Origin of the sequence: Alicyclobacillus acidiphilus NBRC 100859, from assembly GCF_001544355.1 — a bacterium.
In the GTDB taxonomy this organism is placed as follows: Bacteria; Bacillota; Bacilli; order Alicyclobacillales; family Alicyclobacillaceae; genus Alicyclobacillus; species Alicyclobacillus acidiphilus.
The window spans coordinates 1-24,014 of record NZ_BCQI01000025.1 but is presented as its reverse complement, the minus strand read 5'-3'; the positions used below and the strand labels follow the sequence as shown (position 1 = coordinate 24,014).

Annotated in this window: 22 protein-coding genes; 6 read left to right on the top strand and 16 right to left on the bottom strand. The window is 55.5% G+C overall.

Annotated features, from left to right (window positions below):
- Nucleotides 1–421: 421 nt before the first annotated feature.
- On the top strand, nucleotides 422–2,965 hold the full coding sequence (locus tag AAC01S_RS10670; protein WP_067621808.1) for a beta-mannosidase: 2,544 nt from the start codon (nucleotides 422–424) through the stop codon (nucleotides 2,963–2,965).
- 74 nt (nucleotides 2,966–3,039) lie between these two features.
- Here the strand turns inward: AAC01S_RS10670 and AAC01S_RS10665 are convergent, their stop codons facing one another.
- Both AAC01S_RS10665 and AAC01S_RS10660 read right to left on the bottom strand, forming a co-directional pair.
- A complete protein-coding gene (locus AAC01S_RS10665) occupies nucleotides 3,040–3,459 on the bottom strand; it encodes a hypothetical protein (RefSeq protein WP_067621806.1) in 420 nt (139 codons plus the stop codon).
- A gap of 200 nt (nucleotides 3,460–3,659) precedes the next feature.
- On the bottom strand, nucleotides 3,660–3,896 hold the full coding sequence (locus AAC01S_RS10660; RefSeq protein ID WP_067621804.1) for a ferredoxin family protein: 237 nt from the start codon (nucleotides 3,894–3,896) through the stop codon (nucleotides 3,660–3,662).
- 676 nt (nucleotides 3,897–4,572) lie between these two features.
- Here AAC01S_RS10660 and pstB point away from each other — a divergent pair.
- From pstB to AAC01S_RS19265, 3 genes are all read left to right on the top strand, one after another.
- Complete coding sequence (gene pstB / locus AAC01S_RS10655; protein WP_067621802.1) at nucleotides 4,573–5,325, top strand: phosphate ABC transporter ATP-binding protein PstB; 753 nt, start codon at nucleotides 4,573–4,575, stop codon at nucleotides 5,323–5,325.
- Between the two features lie 25 nt (nucleotides 5,326–5,350).
- Nucleotides 5,351–6,007 carry a phosphate signaling complex protein PhoU gene (phoU, locus tag AAC01S_RS10650; protein WP_067621800.1) on the top strand — a complete coding sequence of 219 codons (657 nt, stop codon included), beginning with the start codon at nucleotides 5,351–5,353 and terminating at the stop codon, nucleotides 6,005–6,007.
- Between the two features lie 198 nt (nucleotides 6,008–6,205).
- The gene (locus tag AAC01S_RS19265; RefSeq protein ID WP_157071134.1) at nucleotides 6,206–6,358 is read left to right on the top strand and encodes a hypothetical protein; all 153 of its coding nucleotides are present in this window, start codon (nucleotides 6,206–6,208) and stop codon (nucleotides 6,356–6,358) included.
- A gap of 149 nt (nucleotides 6,359–6,507) precedes the next feature.
- On the opposite strand, the gene AAC01S_RS10645 is transcribed toward AAC01S_RS19265, so the two are convergent.
- Complete coding sequence (locus tag AAC01S_RS10645) at nucleotides 6,508–7,353, bottom strand: C40 family peptidase (RefSeq protein ID WP_067621798.1); 846 nt, start codon at nucleotides 7,351–7,353, stop codon at nucleotides 6,508–6,510.
- A 232-nt stretch (nucleotides 7,354–7,585) separates the two neighbouring features.
- Here AAC01S_RS10645 and AAC01S_RS10640 point away from each other — a divergent pair, with 232 nt between their 5' ends.
- Nucleotides 7,586–8,068 (top strand): flavin reductase family protein, encoded by a 483-nt coding sequence (locus AAC01S_RS10640; RefSeq protein ID WP_067621796.1) that lies wholly within the window; start codon nucleotides 7,586–7,588, stop codon nucleotides 8,066–8,068.
- 57 nt (nucleotides 8,069–8,125) lie between these two features.
- Here the strand turns inward: AAC01S_RS10640 and AAC01S_RS10635 are convergent, their stop codons facing one another.
- The 13 genes from AAC01S_RS10635 to menB all read right to left on the bottom strand — a co-directional run bounded on the left by AAC01S_RS10635 (nucleotide 8,126) and on the right by menB (nucleotide 22,824).
- Nucleotides 8,126–9,196: an MGDG synthase family glycosyltransferase gene (locus AAC01S_RS10635; RefSeq protein WP_245630177.1), complete on the bottom strand. Its 1,071-nt coding sequence runs from the start codon at nucleotides 9,194–9,196 to the stop codon at nucleotides 8,126–8,128.
- A gap of 44 nt (nucleotides 9,197–9,240) precedes the next feature.
- Nucleotides 9,241–9,879 carry a YkoP family protein gene (locus AAC01S_RS10630; protein ID WP_067621792.1) on the bottom strand — a complete coding sequence of 213 codons (639 nt, stop codon included), beginning with the start codon at nucleotides 9,877–9,879 and terminating at the stop codon, nucleotides 9,241–9,243.
- Between the two features lie 12 nt (nucleotides 9,880–9,891).
- Nucleotides 9,892–10,593, bottom strand: coding sequence for a polysaccharide deacetylase family protein (locus AAC01S_RS10625; RefSeq protein WP_067621790.1), 702 nt, complete (start codon nucleotides 10,591–10,593; stop codon nucleotides 9,892–9,894).
- Between the two features lie 14 nt (nucleotides 10,594–10,607).
- Entirely contained in the window at nucleotides 10,608–11,780 is a 1,173-nt protein-coding gene (locus AAC01S_RS10620) for an MGDG synthase family glycosyltransferase (protein ID WP_067621788.1), read from the bottom strand.
- 196 nt (nucleotides 11,781–11,976) lie between these two features.
- Nucleotides 11,977–12,831, bottom strand: coding sequence for a phosphate ABC transporter permease PstA (pstA, locus tag AAC01S_RS10615; RefSeq protein ID WP_067621786.1), 855 nt, complete (start codon nucleotides 12,829–12,831; stop codon nucleotides 11,977–11,979).
- Complete coding sequence (gene pstC / locus AAC01S_RS10610) at nucleotides 12,828–13,832, bottom strand: phosphate ABC transporter permease subunit PstC (protein WP_067621784.1); 1,005 nt, start codon at nucleotides 13,830–13,832, stop codon at nucleotides 12,828–12,830. The genes pstA and pstC overlap by 4 nt, the downstream gene beginning before the upstream one ends.
- A gap of 26 nt (nucleotides 13,833–13,858) precedes the next feature.
- Nucleotides 13,859–15,007 (bottom strand): phosphate ABC transporter substrate-binding protein PstS, encoded by a 1,149-nt coding sequence (pstS, locus tag AAC01S_RS10605; RefSeq protein ID WP_067621782.1) that lies wholly within the window; start codon nucleotides 15,005–15,007, stop codon nucleotides 13,859–13,861.
- Nucleotides 15,008–15,183: 176 nt separating this feature from the next.
- Nucleotides 15,184–16,419, bottom strand: coding sequence for a cation:proton antiporter (locus AAC01S_RS10600; protein WP_245630176.1), 1,236 nt, complete (start codon nucleotides 16,417–16,419; stop codon nucleotides 15,184–15,186).
- Between the two features lie 35 nt (nucleotides 16,420–16,454).
- Complete coding sequence (gene menH, locus AAC01S_RS10595) at nucleotides 16,455–17,297, bottom strand: 2-succinyl-6-hydroxy-2,4-cyclohexadiene-1-carboxylate synthase (protein ID WP_067621778.1); 843 nt, start codon at nucleotides 17,295–17,297, stop codon at nucleotides 16,455–16,457.
- The gene (gene menD / locus AAC01S_RS10590; RefSeq protein WP_067621776.1) at nucleotides 17,294–19,012 is read right to left on the bottom strand and encodes a 2-succinyl-5-enolpyruvyl-6-hydroxy-3-cyclohexene-1-carboxylic-acid synthase; all 1,719 of its coding nucleotides are present in this window, start codon (nucleotides 19,010–19,012) and stop codon (nucleotides 17,294–17,296) included. Before menD ends, menH begins: the two co-directional genes overlap by 4 nt.
- Nucleotides 19,013–19,024: 12 nt before the next feature.
- Nucleotides 19,025–20,428: an isochorismate synthase gene (locus AAC01S_RS10585; protein WP_067621774.1), complete on the bottom strand. Its 1,404-nt coding sequence runs from the start codon at nucleotides 20,426–20,428 to the stop codon at nucleotides 19,025–19,027.
- Nucleotides 20,425–21,969, bottom strand: coding sequence for an o-succinylbenzoate--CoA ligase (menE, locus tag AAC01S_RS10580; RefSeq protein ID WP_067621772.1), 1,545 nt, complete (start codon nucleotides 21,967–21,969; stop codon nucleotides 20,425–20,427). The genes AAC01S_RS10585 and menE overlap by 4 nt, the downstream gene beginning before the upstream one ends.
- Nucleotides 21,970–22,005: 36 nt before the next feature.
- Nucleotides 22,006–22,824, bottom strand: coding sequence for a 1,4-dihydroxy-2-naphthoyl-CoA synthase (gene menB / locus AAC01S_RS10575; RefSeq protein WP_067621770.1), 819 nt, complete (start codon nucleotides 22,822–22,824; stop codon nucleotides 22,006–22,008).
- Nucleotides 22,825–23,012: 188 nt separating this feature from the next.
- On the opposite strand from menB, the gene AAC01S_RS10570 reads away from it, so the two are divergent.
- Entirely contained in the window at nucleotides 23,013–23,915 is a 903-nt protein-coding gene (locus AAC01S_RS10570; RefSeq protein ID WP_067621835.1) for a 1,4-dihydroxy-2-naphthoate polyprenyltransferase, read from the top strand.
- Nucleotides 23,916–24,014 lie beyond the last annotated feature (99 nt).

The window sequence follows — 24,014 nt, the reverse complement described above, 5'->3', positions numbered from 1 at the left end:
TTCCTGCCACCAGCGAACCAAGGTGACGGAACAGCCTCAATCTTTCCGAGGAAGCGTGTCAGAACGACTCGGGCGAACATCCCGCCTTCGACACCCGTCGATCAAATTCGCCGCACCATGGACGAACCTTGTTCGAAACCGTTTTCGAATGAAGGCGATTTCACCACCTCTGCTAACATTGTTATTGTGCATCATTTATTGTCTCTTTTCAAGTAGTGCATTCGAAATTATTACTAGTAAAGAGATGGCAGACTGAACGAACTACCGAAAACGCTTGCGGAGCTTGAGGTAACATGAAGAATTTTGCCGATACATCATCGATCCTGCAAGCCGGATCGTTCTTCTGGACAACGAATATTGCGGATCGCGTATAATGTGGCGGTGCGTGAGAGATTAACCTCAGAGACACAAGGAGGGCACCATGGCCACGGATAAACCGCTATCGACAAATTGGATGTTTCGCTCCCCGAGCGAACAAGAATGGCTGCCAGCAACTGTACCCGGATGCGTGCACACGGATTTGCTTGCAAACGGCAAGATTCCCCTCCCATTCGTCGGAACCAATGAAGGTGATTTGCAGTGGATCGACAAGCAGGATTGGGAATACGAAACGACGTTTGACGTGGACCAAGCCACGCTTGGTGAACGCAACCTTGAACTCGTTTTCAACGGCCTCGATACGTATGCGGAGGTATTCGTCAACGACACACACGTATTGTCGGCAAACAATATGTTTCGGACATGGCGCGCCGATGTAAAGGACAATCTACAATTAGGACCAAACTCATTGAGGGTTATCTTCCGATCCCCGATTCAAGAGGATCTGCCAAAACTCGCGGCGCTTGGCTACAACTTGCCCGCTCCAAACGATCAGTCGGAACGCGGCGGCCTCGGCGACCAGAAACTGAGTGTATTCAGCCGCAAAGCCCCCTACCACTACGGCTGGGACTGGGGTCCACGCTTTGTGACCAGCGGCATATGGCGCCCGGTCCATCTCGTGGGGTGGTCTCAAGGACGGATCACGGACGTCTACATCGATCAACGCCGCATCAGTCGCGCACTGGCCGAAGTTGCCGTACTGGTCACCATCGAATCGGATACGGCCTGGAGCGGCACCGTGCAAGTGGAGTCTCAGGGCGTCCACGCCGCACTCGAAGTCGAATTGTCCCCCGGGACCAATCAGGTGGAGGTCCCCATCTCCATCGACAACCCTCGCCTCTGGTGGTCGCGCGGCCTTGGCGAATCGTACCTCTACACATTTGCCGTTACGCTGCTGCGGGGCGATGACGTGATCGATCAATCGTCTACACGAACCGGGCTACGATCCATCAAACTCGTCCGCAACACCGACAGCGCAGGCACGACTTTCTATTTTGAACTCAATGGTGTTCCCGTATTCGCCAAAGGCGCGAACCACATTCCAAACGACTCGTTCCTGACGGACGTCGATGAGGAGCGCTACCGCCACGAGATCATGAGTGCGGTTGAGGCGAATATGAACATGCTTCGGGTTTGGGGCGGCGGCACGTACGAAGCCGACATTTTTTACGATCTCTGCGACGAGCACGGCATTCTCGTCTGGCAGGACTTTATGTTTGCCTGCAGCATGTACCCAGGCGACGAGGCGTTTTTGGAAAGTGTCAGACAAGAAGCGAAGGACAATTTGATTCGCCTGCGAAATCACCCGTGCATCGCTCTTTGGTGCGGAAACAACGAGATCGACACGGCATGGTCGCAATACGACGAAAACGCCGGCTGGGGATGGAAACAGCAATATACCCAAGAACAGCGGGCGCGGATTTGGGCCGATTACGAAGCTGTCTTTCACGATATTTTGCCGGAGGCCGTCTCTCGATACGCGCCGCAGGCGGAGTATTGGCCTTCTTCGCCCATGCAAGCCTTGACAGGCGACGCTTCTCAGCACGCCAAAAACGATTCGACACGGGGCGACATACACTACTGGGGCGTTTGGCACAATGTCGAGCCGTTCTCAAACTACAACGTGTATCTGGGCCACTTCATGAGCGAGTACGGATTCCAATCATTTCCAGAACTTAAAACGGTGCAAACATACGCGAAGCCAGAGGACATGGCGCTCGAATCGGACGTTATGAAGTGGCACCAGCGGAGCGGCGATGGCAACAGGCTGATCAAAGAATATATGGACATCTATTACAACGAACCGAAGGATTTTCAATCGTTTCTTGTCATGAGTCAGGTGTTGCAGGCGGAGGCTATCAAAATGGCGATGGAAGCCCACCGACGCCGCAAACCGTTCTGCATGGGCAGCTTGTACTGGCAAATCAACGACTGCTGGCCCGTCGCGTCTTGGTCCAGCATGGACTATTACGGTCGATGGAAGGCGCTTCAATATTACGCGAAGCGATCGTTCCAAGACGTGTCCGTCTCCATCTACGAACACGACGATGTCACTGAGGTTCATCTCGTTTCCGATGTGTTGCAGCCGATTGCTGGCCGCTTGATCTGTCGATTGTTCGACTTCTCAGGAAATCTGCTGGCGGAACGAATCGATTCCGTATCCGTGCCGGCGAATTCAGCCATCGTGGCAAGCAGCTTGAAGACCCAGGAGTGGCTGCAGAACCGCACGCCCCAAACGAGTGTCCTGGTCGCCACATTCGAAGAAAACAACGGCAGCATCGTCGACTCGAAGGAACACTATTTCGTGCCGGCCAACCGCATCCAGTTGAAGCAGCCAACCATCGTCGTGACCAAGCGCGAACGCCAAGACGGATCCGCGGTGCTGGTGTTGGAGACGGATACACTTGCCAAGCACGTCGTTCTCTCGTCGGAAGTCGACGGTATCTTTTCCGACAACTATTTCGATCTCGTTCCAGGTCTGCCAAAGGAGATCGAATTCAAGGTCTCGATACACGGTGAATTCATTCACGCCGATCCCGGCGACGTTCACGTGACTTCGATGATCGATCTCGTCCAAATGGCCTAACAATCGCCACCGCGAAAACAAAGAAAACGGGTCATCCCATCAGGGAGACCCGTTTTCTTTGCCTCTGGCCGTCATCAAGAGCGCGAATGAACCAGGTGCTGATAACGCCGCAGATGCGCCTGCAATTGGTTCAACGCGGCGGTAATCTTCGTGTACGCCGAAGGTGGCGCGCCTTCCCCATTGATGGCGTCATCCATCGTGACGACCGTTTCTGCGTCTTCATAGAGCACACTGTTCGGCGAATTCGGCGGACTGCTCTGAGCAACCGCAGTGATACTTTTCAGCGTCTTGTCGAAACTGACATTCGTGTTCTCGTTCAGGGATTTGGAAACACCTTCATATATTTGTTGACATACCGAGTACACGTGAGGATCGACAGACGTTTGAACGGCATTCGACGATTGGGTCTGGTTCGCAGACGTATTGGCAGACACATTGTTCGCAGACGTCGAAGCGGCGCTGCACCCTGCACACGCCAGGGATGCCAACACCACTGCACTGGTAACGACAATCTCACGTATTGATCTCAGCTACTCCATCCCCCTTCATCGGAAACGCGCCGTCCTCTGGATGGCGTCAAGCAGCCAGACAGGTTTGAGCGGCGAAAATCAAGATTGCCCCGCTCGCAGCTTGACCTGCTCGCGGGGCGATCGATTCCGCATGGCGTTTGCATGCAATCACGACAATATACCAATTATTTCTTAAAGAAATCGGCGTTCTTCTGGATGAACTCCTGCTCGTCTTCAGGCACGAAATCCTCTTGGAAAATGGCGCTGACCGGGCAAACGGGTTCACAGGCTGCGCAATCGATACAAAGATCGGGATCGATATAGTACTGATCTGGACCTTCGTGAATCGCATCAACTGGACAGGTTTCTACACAATCCGCGGCCTTTTCGCCGATACACGGAGATGTGATGACAAACGGCATGCGTGTTGACCTCCTCGACTTGAATAAGGAATGATGTCCTAGTTAAAGGTATACCTCAAACACATGCATAAACTCAAACGAAATCTTTGTGGCAAGCGTGCTCGTCTCCTACAACACGCGCCGCGACAACAGAGATCGATGCATATGCATACATTAAACGATCGTCTGTAAGATTACCACACTACAAAAAAAGCGGCCACCATGAAAGTGGCCTTTCAAGTATATTAAGGGGGTAATCATGCATGAAACGCGTTCCTTGCTTCTGCACAAACGAATCATAGCATCCGATTGTGAAGAAGCCGTATAGGCTTCGTGAATATCGTGTTGAAAAATACTAAAGACGCCGTTCGCTTCGACAGCCATGCCGGACGTTCATGATTTCGCCACAATTCGAGAGTACAATCGGTTGTTCATTCGGCAACGGTTCGTGTACTCTATATAGGAAGTCATTTCATTGTGATATGCCTTACACAAGAGCCACGCTGCATAAGCCGTGGCTTTTGTGTCGTATTCAACCATTTGTGCGAGATATGGTATTTACATAACCTTGATGCAAAACTAACATTCGCTTAACATTTCACTTGTATTGTACTATAGGACGGTTGACAGCCTAAAGCGTTGGTACGTCGTGATCCTTCGACTACCTTCGGATTCTTTGAATTGAGGTGGCACCTGCATGGCAAAGTCCATGTCTGTTCGAAATTTGAACGCTTGGTATGGTCCGCAACATACGTTAAAAGATATTAGTATCGATCTGGACGAAAAGATGGCTACAGCCATTATCGGCCCATCCGGCTGTGGCAAATCGACGTTCATTCGATGCCTCAACCGCATGCACGAAACCGCGCCGTACGCAAAGGTTACCGGTGAGGTCAAGCTCGGCGATGAAAACTTATTCGACCTTGATCCCGTCGACGTCCGCAGAGTCGTCGGCATGGTCTTCCAGAAGCCGAATCCCTTCCCCACCATGTCCATCTTCGACAATGTGGCTATGGGCCTCAAGCTTGGAGGCATTCGCAAGCAATCGGAGCTTCGAGAACGCGTCGAACGCGCGCTGCAAATGGCTGCTTTGTGGAACGAAGTGAAAGATCGGTTGAATCGCCCTGCGACAGCCCTGTCTGGCGGTCAACAGCAGCGTTTGTGCATCGCGAGGGCGCTCGCGGTCGAGCCTGACGTATTGTTGATGGACGAGCCTGCATCTGCGCTTGATCCAATATCCACGATGCGCGTCGAGGAATTGGTCGAACAGCTGAAGAATGATTATACCGTCGTGATCGTGACGCATAACATGCAACAAGCGGCTCGGGTCGCTGATAGAACCGCATTTTTCCTGTCGGGCGAATTGGTTGAATTTGGGGAGACGACAAAAATCTTCACCAAACCGAGCGACAGCCGAACAGAGGATTATATCACCGGACGATTCGGGTGACACAGTTGTCTAGGGGGGATTACACATGCAGCAACGTCAGTCGTTTGATATCGCGCTCAAAGAGTTGAAGTTGAAGCTTCTGCGACTAGGTGGAGACATTCAGGAGGCCATCCGTTTGTCCGTTTCGGCTTTTGAAGCGCAAGACGCCGACCTCGCGACGCAAGTTGTCCAAAACGACAGGAAGATCAATGTGCAGGACCATGAAATTGAGGACCTGTGTATTCGTTTGATCGCCACCCAACAGCCAGTAGCTGGCGATTTGCGCAAAATCGTCGCTGGGCTGCGTCTTGCGATGGACTTGGAACGAATGGGCGATCTCGCCGTGGACATCGCCAAGTCAACCATTCGACTCTCTGGCCAAACGTTGTTGCTGCCAATTGACGAAATCCCTGCCATGGCAAAATTGATCGACGAAATGATTTCCGAGGCGCTCAACGCATATGTGAATAACGACGTGGATGCGGCACAACGTCTAGCGGCGTTGGATGACGAAGTCGATCACCGTTATCGCAAACTCGTTGAAGGTCTGTTCGCGACAACCTCCAACAATCCGAATCACGCCACACAGGCGATGACACTCGCTTTTTGCGGACGGTATTTGGAGCGTATCGGAGATCACGCCACCAACATCGGCGAGAGCGTCATTTACATTATTTCAGGTGAACGTTCGGACTTGAACTGACACATATCCAACCAGAGGGCGATCGGGATCCAGATCGCCCCGTTCAGCCTCCTCGACATCGTTCTACGCAATATTACGTGAAACGTCAATTCTGTGACATAAGCGTCACAACAGCCTGTCATATTCGCCCTCTCCGCCGCTCATTTCGTGTTACACTCGTCGTGTACGATAAGTTCATCGTAGAGGAGTGTTCACAACTTGAATCAATCCAAAACAGTGACCAATCCGATTCCTGCGCTGAAACGCATGGTCTCCGTCATCGAACGAACCGCGACAGCCATGTCAGTGCTCCTTTTGGTTGGCACGGCAAGCTACCTCGCCATTCATACGATTGTTGCCCCTGGTATGTAAATTCAGCTCAGTCAGGTGTCCTTTCACTTAAAGATTCCGTAAAACAACGAAGAAGGGTTGTCCTGACGGTCACGCGAAACGACCCCGTCGACAACCCTTCTACAGGTTTTATTACTTTCATAAACAATCCATTCGCGACAAGCGATTCATCAACTTGAGACCCGCCGCGCTCCAATGTAATGCTCAGCCCAATATCCGGAAGTCAGATTATCGATCTCCACATCGGAACTTGCAGCATTTATGAATTCGCCGTCACCAATGTATACGCCATCGTGAGACGCGCCTGAGCCATACGAGTCGAAAAATACGATATCTCCCGGCTGGAGATTCGCCTGAGACACCTCTGTGCCGACGTTGAACTGATCATAACTGGTTCTCGGCAACGCAATGCCAAAATGCGCAAACACATACTGTACAAATCCTGAACAATCGAATCCAGAGGGACTGGTTCCCCCCCACACATAAGGCACACCGAGGAATTGTTTCGCATAATCAGAAACCGTAAAACCAAACGCGCTTGCGTCGAGTGAAGGATCCGGTGTACTGGACCGGCTACTGAGGATTTTGATTGGACTGTTCGAATGGACTGTGAGGCGTTCTCCAGGATGAATGACGCTGGAACTGGACAATCCATTCCACGCCTCGATGTCTTGAATCGATACGCCGAATTTTTGGCTGATGGTCCACAGGGAGTCGCCCGACTGAACCGTGTACTTCTGAGAAGTGGCCTTGGACGTGGTCGATACCGTATGTATGGATGAGGAACTTGACGAGGATGTCTGCTCGACGATAATTTTATCGCCTGGATGTATCACGTTCGACGACAAGTGATTGAGTGCCATCAACGATGTTACCGATGTGTGGTACTTCTGCGCGATACCGTAGAGGCTGTCTCCGCTCCGAACAGTGTATTCAACGGTTCCAGCGTAAACGGTGCTTACGGATACGCACATAGTCGCGGCAATGGAAAGGCTGATGAGGAACTTGGAGCGCACTAGATTAAGCCCCTTTGCTAAGATGTGATGTTTTTCGCTGGTGTCATTATAAACTGAAAATCTTGTCGAGTTCAATCATAAATTCGTAGATTGCAGATAATTCCGGCGAAACCCCGTCGCTTTTGTCGTCTATTGCCGCCCAAATCGCCTATCGACGCCGCGTTGTACTGGCGACAGCTGTTCAGATACAATAGAAATGTTGGCATCATTGATAGTAAGGAGAGGACTCTGCATGACCATCGATGCGGCTCATTTCCGCAGGGCTTTGGGACGGTTCGCAAGCGGCGTTACCGTCGTCACCATGGCGTTCGGAGAAGAAGTATCCGGTATTACCGTTTCCGCCTTTGCTTCTCTCTCGCTCAATCCGCCGCTCGTGTTGGTGTGCATTGATAAATCGTCTTCCACACTGGGTCTGATCCGCCGTGGAAAGTCGTTCGCTGTGAATATCCTCGCCAGCGATCAACGCGACCTCTCGAACCATTTCGCCAGCAAGCAGCCAGACAAAATGGCCGGAATTCCGCACCGTGTCGGGCAATTGGGCAACCCCATCTTACATGGGACTCAAGCGAATCTGGAGTGTGTATTGCGGGAGGAATTCGATGGCGGAGATCATTTCATTCTCATCGGGGAAGTTCACGCCGTGGAAGTAGACGAAGCGAAAACCCCCCTACTCTACTACAGTAGTCAATATGGGTCGTTTGAGGCCTTGACATAGTGCGATAAGCAAGGATTGGCGCTGTCTCTCACATCCTGTCGCTCGCGCGGACAGTCGTCACTGTCGACTCCCTTGGTCGTCTCCCCGTGAGGCGTTTCGACGTTGCCAGGCGCCGACGATCGCGCCGGCTGCTTCACGGGCCGCATGCGGTCGGGCCAGCATTTTGGCACACCCTCGCATTTGCTCATCAACACTCGGCGACCACGCCGCCAATGTATTTGAAAGTTCTTGAATCGTTCGGACCACTCTCCCGGCACCTTCCTGCTGAATGCACCTGGCGTTTTCCAATTCTTGTCCAGGCAGCGGTTTGTAGAAGATGACAGGTGTTCCGCACGCCATGCACTCTGCCGTCGATACGCCGCCCGCTTTGCCAATCACCAACGTCGCGCGTCGAAAGTAGCGCGCCACGTCGTGTGTAAACCCAATGGCCTCGACTCGATTGCCTGACTCCAGGCTCGCAGACAAAGCACTGACCCTCGAACGCATCGCGTCGTTGCGACCGCACAGCACAATCACCCGATGCTCGGGAAAGTGTGACAGCGCTATCCTCACGACGTCTGCGAGATCAGGAAAGACGCCCCTGCCACCCGCCGAGATCACGATGGATCGATTGGCTTCCACGCTGTGCGGTTCTTGGACAGAGAATTGCTCGCGAATCGGTATACCCGCCACATGCGCGGCCGCGCGGAGAGAGCGAAAGCGGCGGCTGTCCAACTCGGCAGCCGCCGTCGGAAATACGTATAAGTCCACTGCGGAATGAAACCAACGACTATGAACCGCATAATCGGTCAATACCACTGAAATCAGCGGCGAAACACCTGCTGGCAGGGATGCCAAAGCGTGATCGGGAAACAGTTGAACCACGATATCAGGGCTGTATTCAACCAACGCGCGCCAAGCCGCTCGACGCGACAATTTTGCGAGCAGTTTCCACAACACGTGATTCGTCGAGTAGTTCCTCGTCCAATAGTAACTCAGTCCATACAACCAAGGCGCGGACGCGGTAGTCCATTCAAACAGTTTCTCGTTCGCGTGAGCCAAGTGGCGATTCGTCGTTCGAAATGGATCCACCATGACGACATCAAGACCGAAATCCTGTTCCAGCGAGGCCTTGAGCGCCGTCGCCACCTGCAAGTGACCATCCCCAAACGACGCGTACAGTAAAAGGCATCTCATGATTGCAGTGTAATAGGACTGTCGTCCGAATGCGCCACGCGGACAGATGATGAATCAGTGTCTTTGACCTGGTGGCCAGGTGTCGAAAACAATTCGATAATACGCGCCTTGGAGGCAACCACAAGCTTCGGTTGAAGCACGTCGTGGTGTGTCTGAATGAGATGATCTGCATCCGGATTGAGCATTCTCAATACATTCGTCAGATGCCACGTTGTGAGCGATTTCGAGATCCCATCCGGGAGCGGCAACGTGTGAAATCCAAAGCGTTCAATTCCGCGATGGATCATCGTAATGCCGTACAGAGCCTGAGTCTCGGCATAGCGCGGTGACTGAATGGCTCGCGCGAGGGCCGGCATGGACGTCCTCGCCTGCCGCAGCAGCTGCACCATGGCCCGAACGACATTCGAATCTTCGCGAAGCGCCCGCTCCACCATGTCGTTGTTAACGTGCAATTCCACCACTCTATCCCCGGAACGCACTTTGACACCATCGACCTCAAAGGGCCGACCCATATACCGCCGTTTCGCAATATAAAACAGATGCTCGACACCCGGCTCCAAATCTTCAAGACGGAACGCATGATGAAAAAATGATTCCCACATGTCGAATACGGCTCTCAAGGCTGGATTTGGCATCGTTCTCCCTCCCTACAACCACTCTGAGACCAAACTGAATTCGTACCCGCGTGATCGAATGGACCGAATCATGTCTGGCATCGCCTCGATCACATGTTCCGGCGCACCTTCTTCAGCTCCAAACGAGACATCGCTGTCGTGAAGCACAATGATTGCGCCTCCATGCAACCGATCTACGACCCGCCTCACCAATGTGGACGGATCTGTCCGACGCCAGTCCCCCACCATGATGGTCCACAGACACATGCGCAACCCAGCTCTGCGCATAAGCATCAGTGTCGCGAGATTGCATGCCCCCCACGGCGGACGGTACACATCCGAGCGAATGCCAAACTTTCGTTCGATGGCCATCTGCGCCCCAATGCACTGGTGAGCCGTAGCTCTCGGCGGCAAAAACGGCACAAAATAGTGTCGATCGCCGTGAATTTGAACCTCATGTCCCTCATCCTTCATACGCTTGACGATGTCAGGACACTTCAGAGCCCGCTGGACAACGATGAAAAACGTCGCCTTCACCTGTTGTTCGGCCAGTGCATCGAGCAGTTTCGGCGTATAGACCGGATGTGGGCCGTCGTCGAAAGTCAACGCGACTCGTTTCGGATCGCGCAGCCGCCGATAGGCCTTCAAGTGAAATATCCGCGTCCAAAGCACGGGCAGCCCGCAGTAGACCACCAATACCAGAAACACGAGCAGTGCAAGGAGCCACCCCAACAAAGTCGTCGCTCTCCTTAGGTCACCAGTACCTGCGTCGAGTTTGGATACGTCGGCGGGAGCCGTACCTTACCTTCCTCAGCGATGACCATGATTTTCTCTGCAATTCGCTCGGCGGCCCCGCACGTGGGCAAGGCGCCCGACGCTTGGCGCATGCGGGACAATATGCTGGGATCTTCGCGAGCGTTCAACAGGAACTGTTGCGCCTCCCGCGCAGTTCTCACCGACACGGCGACGCCGGCTCTCGCCGCGAACGCCGCGTTGGCCTCTTCCTGCCCTGGAATCGGCCGATACAGCACCATCGGCAGTTGCATCGTCATGGATTCCGTCAAGGTCAGGCCGCCTGGTTTGGTCACAATCACGTCGGCAACCGCCATGAGTCGGTCGATCTCGCTGGTGAACCCAAACACTTTGACCCGATCATTCTGCAGGGCCGCGAACCGCCTCTGCATCCTGCGGTTCTGTCCGCAAATAATGATGTACTGCATGCCGGAGTCGGGAATAAACGATTCCCACACCGACGCGTCGGCGAGAATGCCGCTGCCGCCGCCCATCAGCAGCACGATGGGACTCGATTGCGAGAACCCCATCTCACGCGCCAGTTGCTCGCGGTTGGCGAGCAGTTGCCGCACATTCTCCGAACTGAACTTTCGGCGCAGCGGAATTCCCGCAACATCGATGGCATCCGGCGAAACGCCGTACGACACCAGATCTCGCTTCACCTCGTTGGTCGCCACAAAATAGTGATCAGCGTGATCGTGATACCACTGACGGTGCGCAGTGTAATCCGTGACGATGGCGACGTTTGGCAGATCAATCCCGCCAGTGCGTCGCAGTTCTCCCACGACGCCCATCGGCGTCGGGAATGTGCTTGCCACCACATCCGGGCGATAATAACGGATATAATCCTCCATCCGTTCGATGCCCAGGTGGTTGACATAGCGTTGCAACGCGGAATCCGGTTCAATTTTGGACATCGATTTGTAAAATAGTCCGTATAAACTTGGCGCCTTTTGTACACCTTGAATCAAACTAAACTTGGCAAAAGACCTCAACGCAGGATTCAACAAGCCTACATAATCGATCACTTCGACTTGCGCGTCTCTCTCTCTCAATGCCTCTTGTACTGCATACGCGGCTTGGTTATGTCCGGAACCAAAGGACGCGGTCAATAACAAAACGCGACGCAATGGTCTCGCCCCCTCAATCTTACACATCTCATATTGTAAACTCGATGCGGTCACGGGACAACTATACAGGGTGAAGGCACGACGATTGCATGGAATGGAGTGCGGCTTAAGACGTAAGAAACGGAGAGGTGTCGATTCCCTCTCCGCATATACTATTCAATTGCATGTCCGTCTACCCACGCGCTTTGAAGGCCCTTTAATGCCCATTGCCTCCTCTTCCGGAGGAACGCCAGACGAAACCGCGAACAAGAAGCTGAATGATGAGGATAATCACGAGCAAAACAAATGCAGCCGCGTAAGCCAGGTTCTTGGCCTCCGGATACGGTTGATCCAGGTAATCCCAGGCGATATACGTGAGATAGCCGACCTGCGAATGCGTTAATTGCCACGACGGATTGTTCGAGTTCCACCCTGCCGTGTACAGCAGTGGAGCAGTCTCGCCCAAGCCAATGGCGATGGCCAACAACAACCCTGTCGCGATCCCGCCCGCCGCAGGCCGCCAAATCGCTCGCGAAATGGCCTGGAAACGAGTCATGCCCAAGGCCCAAGCAGCCTCTCGCTGCATTAAGGGCACTTGCTGCAAACTCGATTCGGTCGTTCGCAAAATATACGGCAACATCATGATGGTCAAGGCGATGCCGCCCGCCAAGGCCGAAAATCCCCAATGCCATTCCAGAACCATCAGCAGATACCCAAAATAGCCGATGACGATGGAAGGCACCCCAGACAACACTTCCGCAAGGAAACGAATCACAGAAGCTGTTTTCGCCCCGGCGAATTCCGAGGTATACACACCGCCGAGTATGCCGAGCGGAGCGGCGAAGACAATCGCGATCAACACCAATTCGAATGTACCGATAATGGCGTTCTCGAGACCACCAGCGATACCGTGCGTCGGCTGCACCAGCATCGAAAAGCGAAACGCGCGGGCTCCCCTCCATACCACGGTGGCAAGCAAATCAAACAAGCCAAAGAGAACCAGCCCTGCAGCCAGCCAGGCAAAAATCCAACCAACGACGGATGAGACCTTGCGGCGTCTCCTTCTTCTCATCTGGACACACCCACTTTCCGCCGTGCTCCGCGCGGACGCACGAGCCAGCGCGCAATCAGATTCGTGGCCAGCGTAATAACGAGCAGGACAAGTGCCAATTCAGACAATGCGTGAACCGCCATGCCTGTCGCGTCGGTCTGCGCGCTGTCGAGCTGATTGGCGATAAACGCGGCCATCGTCGAAATGGGGCTGTACAGGTTCTGCGGAAGAATGTTCATTGCGTTTCCGCTCACCATCAGGACCGCCATGGTTTCTCCCATAGCGCGTCCCCAGCCAAGGGCAACCGCCCCGACAAAACCGTCCCGTATGTACGGAATAGAGATGTAGCGCACCGTTTCCCAGGTCGTCATGCCAATGCCCAGACCGCCTTCGCGCGCGAGCAAGGGAACTTGTAAAAAGAGATCGCGCGTGGTCGAGGTAATGATGGGCACAATCATCATGGCCAGCACAATTCCACTCGTCAACAATCCGTAGCCGCTGCCCACGTTGCCGCCAAAGAACGGAATAAAGCCAAGAATATCTTTGATGAAAATTCCAAAATGATGGCTTACCCACGGCGCGACAACGAGAATACCCCACAGGCCGACGACGACACTAGGTATACCTGCCAACAGCTCGACGAGGATGCTCAAGACGAAGCCAAGGGCTCCCCGCACTTGGTACGCCAAAATCATGGCTGTCAAAATGGAAATCGGCACAGCGATTATAAGAGCGATGATAGACGTCAGCATCGTGCCCGCGATGAACACCAGAGCTCCATACGACGCACCCGCCGGAACCTCGTGACCGTGAACCTTTGTCACAGCTCCATACAAACTGCCTAGATTCCACTGGGTGCCGCTGACGAAGTGCAACCCCATGAATTGAATGGTCGGGATCGATTGATAAACGACAATCCCCGCGATGGCCACTAAAAATACCACGGGGCTACCAGCGCAAATCGCGGTAGCCACTTGGAATATTCGATCCGCTGCCTTGGAGGCGCCGGAAACTCGACGCATATGCTCAGCCTCCGAATGGTTCTGAATTAGCCGTGAATCTTTTGAATCTGCACTTCACTCTTCGCATACACATTGGATGGCAACGGCAAGAAGTTGACAGGCGTCATGTACTTGCTCGAATTACCCTTGCTCGGATCGATAGCCCACTTCATAAAGTTCTTCAGAGCCGTCGCTTTTGCCGCAGACGGTTGGTCGTCCTTGACGATCAGATACTCGAAATTGATGATTGGGTACGAATTGGCTCCGGGCTCGTCGATCAATGATACCCGTTCGTCCGAAGGTACGTGCTTGGCGCCCTGTGTCGCAGCCGCCTTAATGTTCGCAGTCGTCGGCAACACGAAGTTTCCTGCCTTGTTCTTCAATTGCGCATACCCCAGACCTGCTTGCGTACCTTTCGCCAACCAACTGATACCGACGTAACCAATCGAACCCTTGGTCGAACTGAGAGCCGCAACGACGCCGTCGTTGCCCTTCGCTCCAATCGCCGTTTGAACACCTGGCCACGATACACTCGTGCTATACGATATCGTCTTGCTCCAGTTGCTGTCCGTATCGCTGAGGAATTGCGTAAACAAGAACGTGTCACCGGAACTGTCCGAGCGGTGAACAGGGACAATCTGCAAGTGTGGAAGTTTCGTTCCTGGATTGAGCGACGTAATCGCCTGGTCGTCCCAGTATTTGATCTTTCCTTCGTAGATGTCGGCCAAAACCGGGCCAGTCAATTTCAGATGCCCAGTCACACCTGGAATGTTATACATAATCTGTTGCGCGGAAATGGCGACCGGAATATTCAACATATCCGGCGTTTGCGCAATCTGCGCGTCTGCCATATAGGCGTCTGAGGCGCCGATATCGGCCGTGCCCGAAGTCGCATCAGAAATACCCGTACCACTTCCTGTTGAAGCCGCCGTCAACTGGACGTTTGGCGCAACCTTGTGATAAGCGGGAACCCATTGACTGTTAAACAGTGGATACAACAGCGACGACCCAGTCTCAGCCAATTGCACGTTGGCAGTCGTACTCGCATTGCCAGAGGTATTTCCTGACACGTTGTTGGTGTTCGTGGTTGCATTGGACGTGTTCGCCGTATTGGAAGTGTTGTTTGTTCCGCAACCGGCGACAGTAGCCACGGCGACAAGTGCCGTTACACCTGCAAGCAATTTGTTATATCGCAAGAATGTTCTCCCCTTCTCGTTAGTAGACACATGTTGTCGTTTGTCCTGCCGCCTGAAAGGATAGCAACCCTTTGTTTAATTTTCGTATGGTATTTGTAAAGGATCTGTAAACTGTAGACACGTTTCGACGAAATTCCAGAGACGAACCTCCGGACAGATAATCCAGGATCACTTGATCACAAGTCCCATTCCGCGGATTCGCGGGCCAAGGACAGACGCTTTGCGACAGTGCCTGTCGTCGTCGCCTGCACTAGAATGGTGCCGAGGATGGCCAGAAAGGTTACCGCCATGATGATATCCGCGCCGGAAACGTGATCGGCAACGGCGGTCGACGCCAACGCCGCGGGAATAACCCCCGTTTCCCGAACCCACATCATGAACACAATTTCCCGCCATTGCCAGCGAGCCTTCCGATCTTCAACCACTGTCGACAGGACGCTGAGCGGACGCGCCACAAACATTAAAATTCCCACAAGCGCGAGACCTATCCACAAATCATGGTAGACGACGGTAAAGTCGACCTGTGTGCCGAGAAACACAAAGATGAGGATCCGCATGATGGTGGTCATCAGGTTGCCGGCGTGATCGAGATGCATCGCGGTACGTTCGGGCAGTTCCCAGCCAAACGATTCGGCGTTGCCGACGATCACGCCAGCGGCGAACGCGGCCATGAACCCACTTGCGCCCAGATGCGCGGAGATCACGTAAGAAGTGATAGCCAAGACAATCATGACAATCGAGGAAAAATCGTGCAGGACTCCCCATGCCTTTGGAGAAATCAGCCACAACCCGACCATGCCGAGCACGGCGCCAACGGCGAGTCCAACCAGCGACTGCTGAAAAAACGTGCCAACAGCGGGGCCGATGGACAGATTCGATCCGGTCAACACCGTCGACATGAGTGTAAGGACGAGAACGGATGCGGTTGCGTCGTTGAAGGCGCTCTCAGTCTCCATCGTTTGCTGCAAGCGTTCAACGATTGGAACGCGCTTAAACACTGGAATCAGTGTCGCCGGATCCGTCGACGCGAGTATGGAGGCAAGCAGCAGCGACCAGATCCACGACTGATGAAGCAGCAGGTGAACGCCGACACCAACGATACACGCAGACACGACGACGCCTACGGTAACCAGCAGCGAAATGCTGATATACACCTGACGAAGCACGTCAAATCGGACGGATCGGCCGCCGTCGAACAGAATCAGTGTGGCGCCCAGGTAAATGATGAATTGATTCACGGACGATTGGCTGCTGGTATGTACGATATGTAAAACAGACGGACCAAGAATGATTCCCAAAACGAGAAACGCCGCGACATCTGGAATTCGCGGCCGCTCGGTCAATTTGCTGACGACGACGCCAAGGCCAACCACAATGCAAATGACAGCTAACGCGCTTTGCCACTGAGCCATTCCCAGCACGGTGCTCCTCCTCTCATCACACTTCCCTATTGTACCGAATTGCGGCCTTGGCAGTCATGAAGGAAAGCGAACACATGCGACTCAAACGCCTTCGGCTGTTCCATATGCGGCGTATGTCCTGCATCGTCGATCACGACGTGCTTCGACGCAGGCAAATGAAGGCGCATTCGGCGATTGATGGCGCAGAATTTCTCGTCGAGCGATCCTGTCACGAGCAGCGTCGGCATCCGCACTGACGGGAGACATGGCCAATACGACGGCTGCCGCCCGGTTCCGAGACCTCGCAAACTGTTGGCGTAGCCTTGCGCGGTGCCGCGCAGCCGAATGGATTGCTGCCTTTGGCGGATCGAATCAGGCAGTCGGCGTTGCGACGCAAAGAGCGGCAAATCCGCCCATTTCTCGGCAAACGAAGGCACGCCGTCGTGTTCGATGGAACTGGCCAACCGCTCGTCCGACTCCCTTCGATCCCGCCGCTCCGCCTCCGTTTCCAGGCCCGGCGAAGCGCTTTCGAGCACCAGCGACTTCACGGCGTCTGGATAGCAGACAGCGAAGGCGAGCGCCACACGTCCGCCCATCGAATATCCCAGCACGTGCGCCCTCGATACACCGCATGCGGCTATGAGCTCCGCGAGATCGGCCGTGACCTGCTCCATGTCGTACCGATTGGGATCCAGAGGCGCATCCGTATCGCCGTGACCCAACAAATCAGGTGCCATCACATAGAAGGACGGAGAAGCAGCCTCGGCGAACTCCGCCCAACTTTCACTTGCCCCCGTAAAACCATGAAGGACGAGCAGCGGCTCGTCCGAAGCAGATCCGTGCAACGCGACGGCGTATCGCACGCCGCGAATATCCTTCCATACCTTCATCGCGGTTCCCCCGTTCGCAGTCGCTCGCCGAGTCTCTCCCGCAACCGCGCGTACACCGCGACACTCGCATCGTTGCCGAAGTGGGCCTCAATCACCGTAAGCCCTTTCCGCGCGACGGATTTCCCAATCTCTTCCCGCAGCGCCGACAAGCCTTCGACGCGAACATACCGTCCGCCATAGCCCTGCACGATAGGTTCAAACGCCATGTGGTGCGGCGTCGTGAACCAGTGCAAAACGTCTTGGCGGGAAGCCTGCGACAGGTGCTGAAAGATACCGCCGCCTTCGTTGTGAATCAGGACGACTGTCAGCGACGCGCCGAATCGATCCGCGGCCAAGAGCCCATTCAGATCGTGATAAAACGAAACGTCACCGATGCACAGCACCGTGGGTCGATCCGGCTGGGCGCACACTTCCCCGAACGCGGTGGACGTCACGCCGTCAATTCCGCTGGCCCCCCGATTCGCGTCGACGAACACGCCCACCGCCGGCACCGCCAAGGCGTCCGCGTCGCGAATCGGGCGGCTGTTGCCGAGAAAGCACTGCCCGTGCGATGGAACGGCTTCCACAGCCGCTCGAACAGCCGCTCCCTCGAACCAGTGCTCGTCGGTGAACTCGTTCACCAGCGCAGCCGCAGATGCCTCCGAGTCGCGCCACCAAGCTGTGTACGATCCGTCGATCCACTGCGCGCTCAATTCCGCCGTCGCCAGCCAATCGGCGAGATCGCCGACGATCACGCTCGTCGTCGACGAAGAAGCGTCGCGATACCAGGACGTGTCGTCGACCGTGAACACCGACACCCCTGGCCCCAGGTTCGCCAACATGCCCGACAGCGCCCTCGACGTGGGCTCTGCGCCGAATCGAATCACCAGATCAAGCTTTGGAACCAAATCTTGCGCCGCGGACAGCACGAGATCGTAGTGGGCGACGACCGATGGTGCCTGTACCCCGCGAGCCTGCGAAAGAATGTCCGCGAACACAGGTATGCCGTGCCTGTCGGCGAACGAGACGATCGCCTGCGCGAACTGCGCATCCCGAAGCGGCCCCATCACAATGGCCGGCCGTCGCGCGCGCTCCAACGCCTCTTTGAGCACTGCGCGCGCCGCTGGTGAAGCAATTTGCTTCATGGGCATATGGACATCCGCGATCTTCACCGAATCCCTCAACCCGCTCGCGTTTCGAGGCGGCGGCAGCAGCGGTTCGACGAACGGATAGTTGATATGTACAGGACCTGCAGGCTCAGCGCAGGCCAACGACACGGCGCGCACCGCCATGCTCACCGCGTACCGCGCGCCTTGCGGCGTCCCATCCGGCACCGGAAGCTCAATCGCCCGCTTCACGTGTTCGCCGTACATGCCTGGTTGCTGAATCGCCTGATTCGCCCCAATGCCCCGCAGCTGATGCGGCCGATCCGCCGTGATCACCAGAAGGGGCACGCGAGATTCGTAAGCTTCAATGACAGCCGGAACGTAATTGCCGGCGGCCGTGCCCGATGTGCATTCAATGGCGACGGGTTCCCCCGACGCTTTCGCCAAGCCAAGCGCGAAGAACGCGGCGGAACGCTCGTCCAAGTGCGAATACACTGCGATATCAGGATGTTCGGCCAGCGCGATCGTCAGCGGTGTGTTGCGCGATCCCGGCGACACCACCGCTTTTCGAACACCGGATGCCACCAGGCCGTCGACGAAGGCGTGAACAATCCAAAGGTCTTGGTTCACAAATATCCCTCTCTAGCTCCGACGGCGGATAGCCCAACGCATCGGCTTCAGTTTCAGTTCACTTTCTTCCCACTCCTGCCGAGGATCAGACCCCTCGACAATCCCGCACCCGGCAAACAGGACCGCGTCTGGATAAGCGATGCAGGCGGAACGCAGCGACACGTGCAGCCGCCCATCGCCGTTTGCGTCCACGGATCCAAACGCGCCAGCGTAATACCCGCGGTTCCAGCCTTCGGTCGCTTCAATCCATTGGATAGCCACATCTCTAGGCACTCCGGCCACAGCCGGCGTCGGGTGTAAAAGCATCGCCGCGTCGAACAGGTGACAACCTGCTTTGAGCGTTCCCTCGACAGGCGTGTATAAATGTTGAACATTTTGCAGGCGTTTGACGATGGGCTCGGCGGGAATCGTCAGTTGATCCGCGATGGTCTCCAGCCGTTCCCGCACGAAATCCACGACGGCTTTGTGCTCCCGCCTATTCTTAGGACTCTCGAACAGTTCCGCGGCGTACGCCTCGTCTTCTTCCCTCGTATCGCCGCGCAGCGTGGTCCCGGCGAGGCAATCGACATACACACGCCCTTGTTTCGTCTGCACCAGTTGTTCCGGACTTGCCGCCAAAAACCAGGTACTCCCCCGAAACAACGCGAAGACGTGACTCGACGCGTAGCGCTGCGACAACCGTTCCACCGCTTCGGACAACGGCAGTTCGACCTGTTCGAGAGCTTGGCGAGCGAGGACAATCTTGCTCACGCCGCCTTTTCCAATCGCGTCCAAAATGGAATCGACCTTGGCAGACCAAGCCGCTTCGTCGTCGACATCGCCGATGCGCGTGTCAAAACGCCGCACACTGGCTGAACCGGACTGCGGCAAGCCGCCTTGAAATTCGGAATTTCTTTCGATCCCGTCCAGTCCGGCCAAGAGATGCCGGAGTTCCTGCCTGCAATCCGCTTCAGAGTCCGTTTCCGCAGCCACGTAGTATACATCCGCGACATCGCTGCCCGTCGTTTTGATCAAGGTCAATGCAGGCACAAACCAGAACGCCCGCGGCCACTCCGACCACACGCCGGGCGCGGCGTTGTCACCGAAGGCGAACGCGCCGAACCAGCGCAGAGGTTCCGGGAGCGGGCACTCCATCATCTCTGATTTCACCTTGTCCCACGGCTCTCCGAACGGAGCTGTCACCAACTGAAACTCCCCAACGCCAAACGTCTCCTCGTCCGAGTCCGGCAGTGCCGAATAGACGGTGGTCTGGGTTGTCTCCCACCGCAACAGTTCGCACAATCGCTGCGGGAAGGCAACCTGGCCATGAACGAGCCGGTATCCACTGAACCGCCGCCCATCCGAGCCAGCCCACTCCGACGCGACGGCTTCTTCGATGTCTCTTACGGCCGCGTGTCTCGTTTGCAGCGTAGTCAACGCTTCACCAACTCCCTCAGTTCCCGTCGCAACAGCTTACCCGAAGCGTTTCGCGGCAACTCGTCGACAATGAAAAACGCCTTTGGCACTTTGTAGTGTGCCAGTCTCTCCCGCAATTGTTTCGTCCACGACATCTTTAACGCGTCGAGATCCAGCGGTCGATCCCCCCGAATCACCACAAACGCCACGGGCACCTGCCCCCATGTGTCGTCATCGCGCGCGACAACGGCGGCTTCGACAACCGCCTCAAGTTTCCCTATGGCGGATTCGACTTCGGCAGGGTAGATATTCTCTCCCCCCGAAACAATCAGGTCGCTCCGGCGATCCAACACATAGAGATAGCCCTCGTCGTCCAGGCGGCCAATGTCCCCCGTGTGGAACCAGCCTCCCCGGAATGCCTGCTCATTCGCGTCCGGCCGATTCAAGTATCCTGCGATCACGCTGGGGCCCCTGACCAGAATCTCCCCTTCGATGTCCGGTTCCGTCGTTGGAACACCATCCTTGTCCGCGATCGCGATGGACACATTGGCCAATGGCTTACCGGAACTGCCGAGCTTGCGCAATGCGTCGTGAGACATCAACGTGACGACCTGCGTGTTGGTTTCCGTCATCCCGTAACTCTGATTGACAGGCACGCCAAGCGTTAGCGCCCGTTCCAGCAAGCCTCGCGGCGCAGCGCTGCCGCCAAGGAGAATGGACCGCAACGTCTTTGGATAGGGGACCTCGCGATGTTCGAGCAGCCGGCTGAGCATCGCAGGCACAAGCGACGCGATGGTAATTCCGTCCTCGTCCAAGGCTCGATTCACCCGTTCGACGTCAAATCCGTTGTGCGCGACGACCGTCGTTCCATAGATGAGACTCCGCATCAACACACCCATGCCGCCCACGTGGAACAGCGGCATCGGGACGAGCCACCGCTCCTCCAAATCAAACCCCAGCTGCAAAACCGACGCCATGGCGCTGAACCAGTGATTCCCATAGGTAATCATCGCGCCTTTCGGCCTGCCTGTCGTGCCGCTCGTGTAAACGATGGCATGGGTCTCGGAGAGTTGTATCGACTCGCGCCGCCAAGGCGCCGAAGCCAGTGGGCCGGACGCCAGGGCGGTCGTCTGGGAGCGCCGATGTTCGTCGATCGCGATCGCGCCGATATCCCGACCGAAGGCCTTGATGATCCGATCCGCAAGCTCTCGCGCGCCATCGTCGTACATCAGTGCACGAGCCTGCGAATCGCCGAGTTGAAATGCCAATTCTTCTGGACTGAGCCGCCAATTGAGCGGGACGATCACGGCACCCAACTGGATCAGCGCGTGCAGCGCCAGCGTATGAAGCAGCGACGACTTTGCCGCGACGGCCACGCGGTGGCCTGCGCGAATGCCCCGATCATAAAGCGATGCCGCGCAATTGGACGCGGCATGCATCAGTTCGTCATACGTCATCGCACCATCGGGGGACACGATGGCCTGTTGATGTGGACGCCGATTCGCCTGAGATTGGAGCCAATCTGGCAAGGCGATGGCAAAATTCGATTCAGTTGTCAACATCAAACACAACCCCAATCACACGAACAACGCTTCGGCTTACGGCAATCGTTCAAACTTGCTGAAGTCAGGTTTGCGGCGTTCGAGGAACGCGTTTTTGCCCTCTTTTGCTTCGTCGGTCATATAGAACAGCATCGTCGCGTCACCGGCCAACTGCTGCAAACCAGCCGCGCCGTCCGTGTCCGCGTTGAACGCAGCTTTGAGGAACCGGATTGCGATTGGGCTCTTTTCGAGAATCTCTTTCGCCCATTTGATGCTTTCTTCTTCCAGTTGTTCCAAAGGCACAACGGCATTGACGAGTCCCATGTCCAAAGCCTCTTGCGCATTGTACTGGCGGCAGAGGAACCAAATCTCCTTCGCTTTCTTTTGCCCCACCAGCCGGGAGAGCAGCGCGATGCCGTAACCAGCGTCAAAGCTGCCCACCTTTGGCCCGGTCTGGCCGAAGACGGCGTTGTCCGCGGCAATCGTGAGATCACAGCAGACATGCAGGACATGGCCGCCGCCAATGGCGTAACCCGCGACGACTGCAATCACCGGTTTTGGCAAGGTGCGAATGAGCCGTTGAAGATCGAGCACATTGAGACGTGGGACCTGGTCGCCGCCGACATACCCGCCATGTCCGCGCACGCGCTGGTCGCCGCCTGAGCAAAACGCTAGGTCGCCAGCCCCGCGGAACAGTACCACGCCGGTCGAGGAGTCGTCGCGAATATGTTGGAAAGCGTCGATCATCTCACTGACCGTTTCCGGCCTGAAGGCATTGCGCACTTCCGGGCGATTTATCGTAACGCGGGCAATTCCTTCCGCTCGCTCGTAAATAATGTCGGTATATTCCTTGACACGTTCCCATTGCAATGTCATCCGACCATCTCCTTCACATAAGTTCGAATTCAATTATAGAGCGTGTCCAATAGAGAATCAAAAAAGGAGGAGCCAAAAATCCCACTACAATCCGAATTGCCCCGGCCGCCGTCGCATGCTAGGATTACGGGTGGATTCCTAGAATGATAGAATCATCGCCATCTGACGATGGAGATCGAGGTGACAAGATGACAACGACGAAATTCGGGGTATGGTGGCGGCTGTTTCGCCCGTTCACATTGACTGCGAGCATCGTGCCCGTCCTCGTGGGCGCAGGCATCGCAGTTCCATATTACCCTTTTCACGTGTGGCGATTCATCGCGATGCTCTTCGCATCCATGCTGATCCAATCGGCTACCAACATGTTTAACGAATACTTCGATTATAAGCGCGGCCTTGACGACGAGCGCATGGTCGGGATCGCCGGCACCATCGTTCGCGACGGTGTGCGTCCCTCCGTGGTCCTGGGGCTCGGTTGGCTCTCGATTGCCATCTCCTTGGCGCTTGGCGTCTATCTCTGCGCCACAACCAGTTGGTGGCTTGCCGTCATCGGTATCGTGTCGATGAGCATTGGTTATCTTTACTCAGGCGGACCGTGGCCGTTGGCTTACACGCCGTTTGGCGAACTGGCGGCTGCCACGGCGATGGGCCCCGTGATCGTACTTATATCGTTCTATTTGCAGAGCGGCGTCGTGACATGGCACGCGGCGGTGTTGTCCATTCCGATTGGCCTCCTCATCGGAGCCATTCTGCTCGCCAACAACATCCGCGACATGGTCCAGGATAAAGAAGGAGGCCGCAGAACCATTGCGATCCTGCTCGGACGGGAACGCGGCCGCATTCTCTTCGGCAGCGTCTTTGCCACGACCTATTTGCTGGTCGTCGTCTTGGTGGTGTTCCACTTGCTGACGTTTTGGGCCTTGGCGGTGCTCGCGACGATCCCGACGGCCGTCTACGTCACGCGGCTGTATTACGAGCACACTGAGCCAGCCAAGCTGCACGCCGCGGTGAAAGGGACGTCCAATCTGCTCTTTCGCTTCGGCATTCTGATGTTCTGCGCAATGCTCGTTTCGACGATCAAATTTGGCTGACATGCCAACTATGACAGGTGTCCGATTCTGGTTGTCCGATCACGACGCCTTGCCAGATGGGCTGTCGGACACTTCCCACAGGTGGTCTGGATATGAAAA

Bases quoted from the DNA above. Each gene is read 5' to 3' on its own strand.
- menH (WP_067621778.1), bottom strand. From the start codon at position 17,297: ATGAAGGTATGGAAGGATATTCGCGGCGTGCGATACGCCGTCGCGTTG.
- AAC01S_RS10600 (WP_245630176.1), bottom strand. From the start codon at position 16,419: ATGGCTCAGTGGCAAAGCGCGTTAGCTGTCATTTGCATTGTGGTTGGC.
- pstB (WP_067621802.1), top strand. From the start codon at position 4,573: ATGGCAAAGTCCATGTCTGTTCGAAATTTGAACGCTTGGTATGGTCCG.
- AAC01S_RS10630 (WP_067621792.1), bottom strand. From the start codon at position 9,879: ATGCCAAATCCAGCCTTGAGAGCCGTATTCGACATGTGGGAATCATTT.
- phoU (WP_067621800.1), top strand. From the start codon at position 5,351: ATGCAGCAACGTCAGTCGTTTGATATCGCGCTCAAAGAGTTGAAGTTG.
- AAC01S_RS10640 (WP_067621796.1), top strand. From the start codon at position 7,586: ATGACCATCGATGCGGCTCATTTCCGCAGGGCTTTGGGACGGTTCGCA.
- pstC (WP_067621784.1), bottom strand. From the start codon at position 13,832: ATGCGTCGAGTTTCCGGCGCCTCCAAGGCAGCGGATCGAATATTCCAA.
- menE (WP_067621772.1), bottom strand. From the start codon at position 21,969: ATGTTGACAACTGAATCGAATTTTGCCATCGCCTTGCCAGATTGGCTC.
- AAC01S_RS10670 (WP_067621808.1), top strand. From the start codon at position 422: ATGGCCACGGATAAACCGCTATCGACAAATTGGATGTTTCGCTCCCCG.
- AAC01S_RS10570 (WP_067621835.1), top strand. From the start codon at position 23,013: ATGACAACGACGAAATTCGGGGTATGGTGGCGGCTGTTTCGCCCGTTC.
- pstA (WP_067621786.1), bottom strand. From the start codon at position 12,831: ATGAGAAGAAGGAGACGCCGCAAGGTCTCATCCGTCGTTGGTTGGATT.
- menB (WP_067621770.1), bottom strand. From the start codon at position 22,824: ATGACATTGCAATGGGAACGTGTCAAGGAATATACCGACATTATTTAC.
- AAC01S_RS10660 (WP_067621804.1), bottom strand. From the start codon at position 3,896: ATGCCGTTTGTCATCACATCTCCGTGTATCGGCGAAAAGGCCGCGGAT.